5 protein-coding genes are annotated in these 9,219 nt (G+C 71.4%); 1 reads left to right on the top strand and 4 read right to left on the bottom strand.

The annotated features are described in order from the left end of the window. Window positions 1–222: 222 nt before the first annotated feature. The 4 genes from AB0M82_RS36310 to hppD all read right to left on the bottom strand — a co-directional run bounded on the left by AB0M82_RS36310 (window position 223) and on the right by hppD (window position 7,676). Window positions 223–1,272: an LLM class flavin-dependent oxidoreductase gene (locus tag AB0M82_RS36310; RefSeq protein ID WP_364731997.1), complete on the bottom strand. Its 1,050-nt coding sequence runs from the start codon at window positions 1,270–1,272 to the stop codon at window positions 223–225. A gap of 33 nt (window positions 1,273–1,305) precedes the next feature. Next, on the bottom strand, window positions 1,306–6,222 hold the full coding sequence (locus tag AB0M82_RS36305; protein WP_364731994.1) for an amino acid adenylation domain-containing protein: 4,917 nt from the start codon (window positions 6,220–6,222) through the stop codon (window positions 1,306–1,308). Between the two features lie 62 nt (window positions 6,223–6,284). Continuing rightward, complete coding sequence (locus AB0M82_RS36300; protein ID WP_364731992.1) at window positions 6,285–6,494, bottom strand: MbtH family protein; 210 nt, start codon at window positions 6,492–6,494, stop codon at window positions 6,285–6,287. Between the two features lie 135 nt (window positions 6,495–6,629). Further along, window positions 6,630–7,676: a 4-hydroxyphenylpyruvate dioxygenase gene (gene hppD, locus AB0M82_RS36295; RefSeq protein ID WP_364731989.1), complete on the bottom strand. Its 1,047-nt coding sequence runs from the start codon at window positions 7,674–7,676 to the stop codon at window positions 6,630–6,632. A gap of 227 nt (window positions 7,677–7,903) precedes the next feature. Between hppD and AB0M82_RS36290 the strand changes: the two genes are divergently transcribed. After that, complete coding sequence (locus AB0M82_RS36290; protein WP_364731987.1) at window positions 7,904–9,172, top strand: PLP-dependent aminotransferase family protein; 1,269 nt, start codon at window positions 7,904–7,906, stop codon at window positions 9,170–9,172. The last annotated feature ends 47 nt before the right edge of the window (window positions 9,173–9,219 follow it).

Genomic DNA, 9,219 nt, shown 5'->3' with positions numbered 1-9,219 from the left:
CCCCACGCGTACATCCGACCCAGATACCCCCCAAATCGCGGCACACACCCCCCAACAATGCGACATTCACGGCCTTGGGCGAGCACCTGAAACCGGGCCAATCGGGCAGCTTGACAGCTCACTGCCCGGCCTTGCGGTGAAAGGGAAACCGGCGACGCCTGGTGGGCGTCGCCGGTTTCCCGTCAGGCCGCCTTGGATGAAGGCGGAGACCATCGCGGTCCGTCAGGCGGCGTGCGGCGCCGCCCCCGCGGCTCCGTCCATGGCCGCGACGGCGCGCTCGATCGCGATCCGCGCGTGCCACAGATCATCGGCTTCCCGCGGGATGTCGAGGACGAAGGTGCGGATGCCGCCCTCGAGGTACGTCTTCAGCGCCCGCGCCACTTCGTCGTGGCTGCCCACCAGGTAGGGGCAGAACGTGTGGTGGTACCGGAAGGGCACCAGCCAGTACGTTTCGCCGGGCGCTTCGTCCGCGATGGGCACGGAAGCGAGCTGAGGCTGCCAGGACGACGTCCCGGCGTCGAGCAGCAGCTTCATCCGCGCGGCCCCCTCGGGGTCGGCGGGGAACCGCTCGTGCGCGAGCCGCCAGGCCTCGGCGGAATCGTCCCGCGCGATGATGCCGACGCTGATGCCCCGGCCGAACTCGTTCTTGCGGACGTCCGGGCCGACGTGGTCCTCCGGCAGCAACGGGAACGAGAGCTGGGTGACGCCCAGCGCCTCGCCCGCCTGCAGGCAGGCCGGCGACGAGCCGGACACGTACGCCGTGGGAAGCAGCTCGTGGGGCACCGGCGCGGTGAGCCGGGCCCGGCGGAAGTTGTAGTACTCGCCCGCGAAATTGACCATGCCACCGGTGAGCAGCTTCTTGACGATCGTCGCGTACTCGGTGAGCCGGTCGTACCGGGGGTCGTGCGCCAAGGTGTCGCCCTGGACGGCGAGATCGCGGCTGAACCCGCCGCTGACGAAGTTGATGTCGATCCGCCTGCCGTACAGGTGCGCCAGCGACGACACCGAGCGGGCCAGCGAGAACGGGCTCAGGTCGATCGGCTGGATGGCGACGAGCGGGACGAAGCGCTCGGTGTTCGCGATGGCCGCCTGCGCCGCCATCAGGGAATCGACCGACGTGTTGTCGCTGTAGATCAAGGCGCCGCGGTAGCCGGCTTCCTCGGCCCACCCGGCGACCTCGAGCAGCGTGCCCAGGTGATCCGGCACGTCGCGCCTGATGCTGGAACGAGCGGTCGAGTAGACGGTGACACCGCCGGCGGCCAGGTCCATCATCGTTCCTCCCTCCTTCGGGCGTGGGTTGGTTGGTCAGGGCTGCCCGGCCGCGGGCAGCGAGCCGGTGATGCCGCTGACGGACGGGTCGGCCAGGAAGTCCCGCAGGCTGATCGTGATGCCGAACTGCTCTTCCAGCCGGGCGACGAGCACGGCGGCGAGCAGCGAATGCCCGCCCAGGTCGAAGAAGCTGTCGTCGACCCCGGCCCGCTCCACCCCGAGGACCTCGGCGAACAGCTCGCACAGGCGCTCTTGCAGCGGCGTGGCCGGCGCTCGCCCGGCCGTCGTCGCGTACGTCGGTTCGGGCAGCGCCTTCCGGTCCAGCTTCCCGTTGAGCGACAACGGAAGTGCGTCCAGCACCACCACCGCGTTGGGCACCATGTGCGCGGGCAGGACCCGCGCGGCCGCGGCCCGCAACCCCGCCGGATCCGGCGCGCTCCCGGCCTCCGGTTGCACGTAGCCCACCAGCCGCCGGTCGCCCGGCCGGTCCTCCCGGACCACGACGACGGCTTGGTCCACTCCCGGCTGGCCGGCCAGCACCGCCTCGATCTCGCCCGGCTCGATCCGGAACCCGCGGACCTTGACCTGCTGGTCCACCCGGCCCAGGTACTCCAGCTGGCCGTCGGTCCGCCAGCGCACCAGGTCCCCGGTCCGGTACATCCGTTCCCCGGAGCCGAAGGGACAGGCCACGAACCGCTGCGCGGTCAGCCCGGCCTGGTTCAGGTACCCGCGGGCCAGGCCCGGACCGGCCAGGTAGAGCTCCCCGGCCACGCCCGGTGGCACCGGCTTCAGCCGGGCGTCCAGCACGTAGGTCCGCACGTTCCAGTTCGGGCCGCCGATCGGCGGGGCGCCGCCTCCCGACAGCGGCCCGCCGATCGTCGTGCACACCGTCGTCTCGGTCGGCCCGTAGCCGTTGAACAGCCGCCGGCCCACGGACCACTCGGCGACGATTTCGCCCGGGAGGGCCTCACCGCCGACGACCAGGCACTCCAGCTCGGGCAGGCTGTCGGATGCCGCCCCGGCCAGCGCGGCCGGCGCCACCACCGCGTGGCTGACCCGCAGCTCGCGCAGGGTGCCGGCCAGTGCGTCCCCGGACAGCTGCCCCGGCTCCGGGAGGACCAGCGTCGCTCCGGACGACAACGACGACAGCAGCTCCAGCAGTGACATGTCGAAGCTCAGCGAAAGGAGCTGGGCCACCCGGGACTGCGGGGTGACGGCCAAGGTTTCGACCATGAACGCGGCCAGGTTGGCCACCCCCTGGTGGCTGACCACCACGCCCTTGGGCCGCCCGGTGGAACCGGACGTGTAGATCACCCAAGCCGGGTGCGCGGTCCGCAGTGGCGCGAGCCGGTCCTGATCGGCGACAGTGCCGCCGGGCAGGTCCGCCACCACCGCGGCCACCGCCGGGTCGTCCAGGACGACCAGCCGGTCCTGGCCGGGCAGGTCCGCGCCGACCTGGCGGTTCGTGAGCACGGCGACCGGGTCGGCGTCGCTGAGCATGTAGCCGATCCGATCGGCCGGGTACCCCGGATCGATCGGCAGATAGGCCCCACCGGCCTTCGCCACCGCCAACACGGCGGCCACCATCTCCAGCGACCGCGGCAACGCCACCGCCACCAGCCGCTCCGGTCCCACGCCCAGCCCCACCAGATAGCGGGCCAACCGGCTCGACCGCGCGTCCAGTTCCGCATACGACCACGCGACGCCCCCGGACTCCACCGCGACCGCGTCCGGCGTCCGCGCGGCCTGCGCCGCGAACAACTCCGGCAACACCGTCACCGGCACATCCCGCGCCGTGTCGTTCCACGCCGAGACGACCAGCTCCCGCTCGGCCGCCGTCAGCAGTTCCCCGTCACCGACCGACAGCGCCGGGTCGGCGGTGAACTGGCCCAGCAGCGCGACCAGCCGCCCGGCCAGCGCCTGCGCGGTGCCGTGGTCGAACAGGTCCGCCGCGTACTCCAGCGCGAAGCTGATCCCGTCCGGGGTGCCGTCCGGCTCGTGCCGAGACCGGAACGTCAGCGTCAGGTCGAACTTGGCCGAGCTCCCGGCGAGGGACAGGTCCTCCGCCCGCAGGCCCGGGATGTTCCATTCCCGGCCGGCGGCATCATCGTCAGAAGCCAGCATCACCTGGAACAGCGGGTGATAAGCCGTCGAACGGACCGGGTTCAGCACTTCCACCAGCCGTTCGAACGGGACGTCCTGGTGCGCGTAGGCCGCCAGGTCCCGGTCGCGGACGCGGCGGAGCAGCTCCGCGAAACTCGGGTCGCCCGACAGGTCCGTCCGCAGCACCAGTGTGTTGACGAAGAACCCGACGAGCTGGTGCAGCGCCTCGTCCCCGCCGCGGCCGGCCACCGGCACGCCGATCGGGATGTCGGTGCCTGCCCCGGACCGGGACAGCAGCACCGCGAGCCCGGCCTGCAGCACCATGAACAACGTCACCTGGTGCTCGCGCGCCAGCTCCACCAGCCCCCGGTGCAGCCCGGCGTCCACCTCGACGTCGACGTGCCCGCCGCGATAGGAGGGACGCGCCGGCCGGGACCGGTCGAACGGCAGGTCCAGCTGCTCGGGCAGGCCGGCCAGCGCCGATTCCCAGTACGCCACCTGCCGGGCCAGCGCGCTGTCGTCGTCGGAGTCCCCGCCCAGCAGCCCACGCTGCCAGAGCGTGTAGTCCGCGTACTGCACCGGCAGGTCCGTCCACTCGGGAGAGTGGCCCGCCAGCCGCGCCTCGTAGGCCTGCCCCAGGTCTCGCAGCAGCACTCCGAGCGACCAGCCGTCACTGGCGATGTGGTGCGTCAGCAGCACCAGCACGGACTCCTCGGCTCCCAGCTCGAACAGCCACGCCCGCACCGGCAGCTCGGTGGCCAGGTCGAACACGTGGTGTGCCGCCTGCTCGGTCAGCGCGGCCAGGTCGGCTTCCCCGGCCCGCACCACGGTGAGCTCGGGCGCGGCCAGCGCGGCCGGAACCACCCGCTGGTACGGCTGCCCCTCGGCCACCGGGAACACCGTCCGCAGCGCCTCGTGCCGCCCGGCCACGTCACACAGGGCCGCGGCCAGCGCACCCGCGTCCACCGGCCCGCGCAGCCGCCACCCGAACGGGACGTTGTAGGTCGTGTTCGGCCCCTCCAGCTGGTCGAGGAACCACAACCGCCGCTGGGCGAACGACAACGGCAGCCGCTCGGGCCGCTCGGCCCGCTCCAGCGCCGGCCACGCCGCCCCGGCCCCGTCCAGCGACTTCGCCAGCAGCTCGGCCGTCGGGTGGTCGAACACCGTCCGGATCTCCAGCTCCACGCCCAGCACCGACCGCACCCGGCTGATCAGCCGGGCCACCAGCAGCGAGTGGCCGCCCAGGTCGAAGAAGCCGTCGTCCACCCCGACCCGGTCCACGCCAAGGACTTCGGCGAACAGTTCACACAGGATCTGCTCGGCCGGTGTGGACGGCTCCCGCCCGGTCCCGGCGGCGTACTTCGGTGCGGGCAGGGCCTTCCGGTCCAGCTTCCCGTTGACCGTCAACGGCAGCGCGTCCAGCACCACCACCGCGGCGGGCACCATGTAGACGGGCAGCGCCTCGGCCGCGGCGGCCCGGATCCCGGCCGGGTCCACCCGGCTCCCCGGCGTGGGCACGACGTAGCCCGCCAGGCGCTGGTCGCCCGGCCGGTCCTCCCTGGCCACCACGACGGCTTGGGCCACCCCGGGCTGCGCGGCCAGCACCGCCTCGATCTCGCCCGGCTCGATGCGGAACCCGCGGACCTGGACCTGCTGGTCCACCCGGCCCAGGTACTCCAGCTCGCCGTCCGCCCGCCACTGCGCCAGGTCCCCGGTCCGGTACATCCGTTCCCCGGCCCCGAACGGGCAGGCCACGAACCGCTGCGCGGTCAACGCGGCCTGGTTCAGGTACCCCCGCGCCAACCCCGGACCGGCCAGGTACAGCTCGCCCGGCACACCCGGCGGCACCTCTTCGAGCCGCTCGTTCAGCACGTACACCCGGGCGTTCCAGATCGGTTTCCCGATCGGCGGCGCGTCCGCTCCGGACAGTGGCCCGCTCAGCGTCACGGCCACCGTCGCCTCGGTCGGGCCGTAGGCGTTGAACATCCGCCTGCCCGGCGACCACTCGGCGCAGACCTCACCGGGGCACGCCTCGCCGCCGACCATCATGCACTCGAGCAGGGGCAGCTGGTCCGGAGCCGCACCGGCCAGGGACGCCGGCCCGACCAGGGCATGGCTGACCCGCAGCTCGTGCAGCGCCTCGGCCAGCACCTCCCCGGCCAGCTGCCTGGGCGGGGGGAGAACCAGCGCCGCTCCGGCGGGCAACGACATCATCAGTTCCATGACGGCCGCGTCGAAGCTCAGCGAGGCCACCTGCCCCACCCGCGACTCCGGCCCGATGCCGAAGGTCGAGATCAGGTACGCGGACAGGCTCGCCAGGCCCTGGTGGGTGACCACCACGCCCTTGGGCCGCCCGGTGGAACCGGACGTGTAGATCAGGTAGGCCGGGTGCGCGGCCAGCAACGGCGCGGTCCGGTCCTGATCGGTGACGGCGCCGCCGGACTGCTCCGCCACCGCCGTCGTCACCGCGTCGTCGCCGAGGTCGAGCACGGTCACGCCCGCCGTTTCCGGCAGCCGCGCCGAGGTGGCCCGGTCGGTGATCAGCAGGCTCGGGGCGGCATCGGTGAGCATGTAGCCGATCCGATCGGCCGGGTACCCCGGATCGATCGGCAGATAGGCCCCACCGGCCTTCGCCACCGCCAACACGGCGGCCACCATCTCCAGCGACCGCGGCAACGCCACCGCCACCAGCCGCTCCGGTCCCACGCCCAGCCCCACCAGATAGCGGGCCAACCGGCTCGACCGCGCGTCCAGTTCCGCATACGACCACGCGACGCCCCCGGACTCCACCGCGACCGCGTCCGGCGTCCGCGCGGCCTGCGCCGCGAACAACTCCGGCAACACCGTCACCGGCACATCCCGCGCCGTGTCATTCCACTTCGAGACAAGGTCCCGCTGGACATCCATTCCGGTCACGCCCGTTCGGCCTGGACAAGGCTGTTGGGCCGCATGTCGGTCCACCGAGCTTCGACGTACTCGAGGCAGTTCGAGCGGGAGTCCGCGTCGTGCGCCGTCGTCCAGCCGGCCGGGACCGCGATGCCCGCGGGCCACAGGCTGTACTGCCCTTCGTCGTTCACAAGGACCAAGTACAGGGCGTCGGCGTCCTCGAACGGATTAGACACGGCAACCTCACTCCACTTAGGACGATCTAGCTGGCAATAAGTCGCGCACGGCCGCCCACGCCACGGCAGGCGCCCCGGCGACCAGTCTGCCCGGACGGTTCACCCGGACACGTCTCCACCGTTGCCCGGCCGCGTTCAGGCGGACGTCGACCCCGGCACCTGGTGCGCTTCGACGCTGTCGTACAGGTGCTTGATGTTCGAGCTGCCGAACGAGGTCGCCCCGGCCCGCTCGATGATCTCCAGGAAGAGGGTGTTCCGCGGATGCACGGACTTGGCGAAGATCTGGTAGAGCTGGCCGTCGTGGTCCTCGTCCACCAGGATGTTCAGCTCCCGCAGCTCCTCGACGGAATACTTCTCCGGCCGCACGCGGTTGGCGAGCGCGGTGTAGTAGGGCGCCGGCGTCGTCAGCAGCTCGATGCCGTCGTCGGTGAGCCGCCGCACCGTGGCGAGGATGTCCTTGGTGCTGAAGGCCATGTGCTGCACACCCGGGCCGTCGTTGTCCTTGAGGAACCGGTCGACCTGGCCGTTCGCCAGGCTGGTGTCCGGCTCGACGAGCGTGAACGTGACGGCGCGCGACTTGCTCTGGATGACCTTGATGAACATTCCCTGGTCGCCGGTGACGATCCGCTCGGTGAGGATGAGCTCGAAGTCCAACGTCCGCTGGTAGTACTCGACGGTCTCGTCCATCCGGCCCGCCTCGACGGGAATCGCGAAGTGGTCGACCCGGTGCAGCCCGTTCCCCGGAGTGGCGCCGCCGCCGGGCACGGCGACGAGGCCGCGCACGTCGGCCACCACCGCGTCGTCCGGTCGCTGGACGAAGGTGTGCGTCACATCGCCGAAGCCGGCGATCGTCGCGGTGGTCACCGCTCCCCGGGTGACCGGCGCCATGACCGGCCGCACGCCGCGCCGCACGGCCTCGGCGAACGCCGCGGCGGCGTCCGGCACCCGGATGCCGATGTCGCCGATACCGTCCCCGTGCCGCTCCACGTAGGCGTGCGCGGGGTGGTCCTCGCCCGACTCGGTGAGCACCAGGTCGATCTCGCCCTGCCCGACGTTGACCGAACGCGTCGTTCCGGCTGCCGGGGCCGACCTCGCGCGCACGCCAAAACCACAACCGTCGACAAGCCAGGCGAGATTCCGTTCGATATCGTCCACGTACAGCTCGACATAGTCGATGGTCATATCCCGGAGTGCGTTCTGCACGGTCTCCAACCTCCATTGGGCGAGTATTCGGTGACTAGCGTCTCGCGTCGGCCGGCGCCACCCACCCCCGAGAATCGCAAGGCCGGGCCGGCATTGTCCTCTCTCATGTTGCCCGCGTCCCCTCGGCCGGCGACGCATCACCGGAGAAGCCGCGGGCTCGCCCGGACGCATACTGAAACCAGGTGATCGGCCGCGGGAGAGGCGATATGGCTGAACTGAGCACGGAAACGCTGCACGGATCGCTCGCCGATCCGGCCATCTCGTCGATGAACCTGCTCAACGAGCTGATCGGCGAATATCCGCGGGCCATTTCCATGGCGGCCGGCCGGCCGTACGAAGAATTCTTCGACGTCCGTCTCGTCCACCAGTACATCGAGGCGTACTGCGACCACCTGCGGCGCGACCGAAAGCTGGACGAGGCCGAGGTCACGCGGCTGCTTTTCCAGTACGGCGCCACGAAGGGCATCATCAGCGATCTCATCGCCCGCAACCTCGCCGAGGACGAGAACATCGACGTCACGCCGGAGTCCGTGGTCGTCACCGTCGGCTGTCAGGAGGCCCTGTTCCTGGTGCTCCGGGCGCTGCGAGCGGACGACCGGGACGTGCTGCTCGCCCCCGCCCCCACCTACGTCGGCCTGACCGGGGCGGCGCTGATCACCGACACCCCCGTCTGGCCGGTCCGGTCCACCGAGAACGGCATCGACCTCGACGACCTGGCGCACCAGCTGAAACTGGCCGGCGAAGCGGGAAAACGGGTCCGGGCCTGCTACGTGACACCGGACTTCGCCAACCCCACCGGCACGAGCATGGACCTGCCCGCCCGCCGCCGCCTCCTCGAAGTCGCCAAGGCGCACGGCATCCTGCTCCTCGAGGACAACGCGTACGGGCTCTTCGGAGCCGACCGCCTCCCCTCGCTGAAAGCACTCGACGATTCGGGGACCGTCGTCTACCTCGGCTCCTTCGCCAAAACCGGCATGCCCGGCGCCCGGGTCGGCTACGTCGTGGCGGACCAGCACGTGGCCGGAGGCGGCCTGCTCGCCGACCTGCTCTCGAAGCTCAAAGGCATGCTCACGGTGAACACCTCCCCCATCGCCCAGGCGGTGATCGCCGGAAAGCTCCTTCTCAACGACCTCAGCCTGACCAAGGCCAACGCGCGCGAAACCGCCATCTACCAACGCAATCTTCACCTCACGTTGGACGCGCTCGCCCGCGCCTTCGGCTCCTGCCCCGGGATCACCTGGAACACGCCGACAGGTGGGTTCTTCATCACCGTCACCGTGCCCTTCGTCGTCGACGACGCGCTGCTGGCCCACGCCGCGCGCGACCACGGCGTGCTGTTCACGCCGATGCACCACTTCTACGGCGGCAAGGGCGGGTTCAACCAGCTCCGGCTGTCGATCAGCCTGCTCACCCCGGAACTGATCGACGAGGGCGTCTCCCGGCTCGCCGCCCTCATCACCGGCCGCCTCCCCTGACCCCGGGCGGGTCGCGCAACCGTCGAGACGCGGGCATTCGCCACCCC

The organism is Amycolatopsis sp. NPDC051128 (genome assembly GCF_040682715.1).
GTDB lineage: Bacteria > Actinomycetota > Actinomycetes > Mycobacteriales > Pseudonocardiaceae > Amycolatopsis.
Note: the sequence above shows the minus strand (reverse complement) of the source record. Positions and strands in the feature narration are given on the sequence as shown.